The following is a 1,014-nucleotide window of genomic DNA, read 5'->3' on the forward strand; positions in this document are numbered from 1 at the left end:
TGTTTATAAGAGACAGCTCCTGGACGGGAGGCTGGACCTCTGGGTGGACGTGGCGGCGGGGCAGGGGCGCCAGTCGTTGCGGTTGGATCCGGGCGGGCTGGTGCCGGTGCGCCACCGCACGGTGCTGATGGGCGTGGCCCTGGGGCCGACGTGGACGTGGGGCCGGCTGGGACTTTCGACGGGCCCGCGTGTGGCCGCGTTGTGGTTGGAGCGCTCCTTCCAACTGGACCTGCTGCAAAGGAATGAGCGCTATCTCACGGCGTGGCCAGGATGGATGGCCGCCGTGTCGTGGCGCTTCACTCCGGCATGGGTCGTGGAAGCGCGGACGCAGTTGCTCTGGGCCTATGTCCCGGTGGACGGGCAGACGCGCACGGTGGGATTTGGAGGCCTGATGCTGGCCGGAGGGTACCGCTTCTGATGCGCAACCCAAGCTGCGGAAGGGCCGTCTGGGCGCTGGCGTTGACGCTGGCCGCCTGTGGTGGCTTCGAGAACACACCGCTGCAGACGGGCACGGTGCGAGGGCGCATCCTCGGCGCGGAGGCCGACGTGGCGCGCGTCAGCGTCCTGGGGCGCTCCGAGCTGCGCGCGTCGGTGGACAAGGACGGCCGCTTCGAATTGGGCGACGTGCCCGCGACCGCGCTGGAGCTGTTCGTGGTGGCCTCCCGCACGCATGCGACGCGCACGTCCGTGGTGGCGCAGGGGGCCCGCATCACGGACGTGGGCGACATCCAGGCGGGGCCCGGAGCCTTCATCACCGTGCGCGCGTCGGACGAGACGGGCGCCGTCCCCTCCGACGTGGAGGTGGAGGTGGACGGCACGGGCTTCGACAGCGTGAAGGTCAACACCCAGAGCGGCGAGGTGCGCGTGGGCCCGCTGCCCGCCGGCTGCTACACGCTGGAGGTGAAGGCCCGGGACCTGGAGGACGTGGAGCAGGAGGTCTGCGTCCGCGAGGGCGAGGAGCTGGTCCGCGCCATCACACTGCCCTCGGACGACGGGGGCGGCGGGGGCGATGAC

The 1,014-nt window shown here is 71.3% G+C and carries 2 protein-coding genes; both read left to right on the plus strand.

Annotation, left to right across the window (positions count from 1 at the left end; genetic code table 11):
- Nucleotides 1-43 precede the first annotated feature (43 nt).
- A complete protein-coding gene (locus tag D7V97_RS43295; protein ID WP_233583624.1) occupies nt 44-418 on the plus strand; it encodes a hypothetical protein in 375 nt (124 codons plus the stop codon).
- The coding region (locus D7V97_RS43300) for a carboxypeptidase regulatory-like domain-containing protein (RefSeq protein WP_120616298.1) at nt 418-1,014 on the plus strand (597 nt) is incomplete at its 3' end. The genes D7V97_RS43295 and D7V97_RS43300, both read left to right, overlap by 1 nt.

The organism is Corallococcus sp. CA053C, from assembly GCF_003611675.1.
Lineage (GTDB): Bacteria > Myxococcota > Myxococcia > Myxococcales > Myxococcaceae > Corallococcus.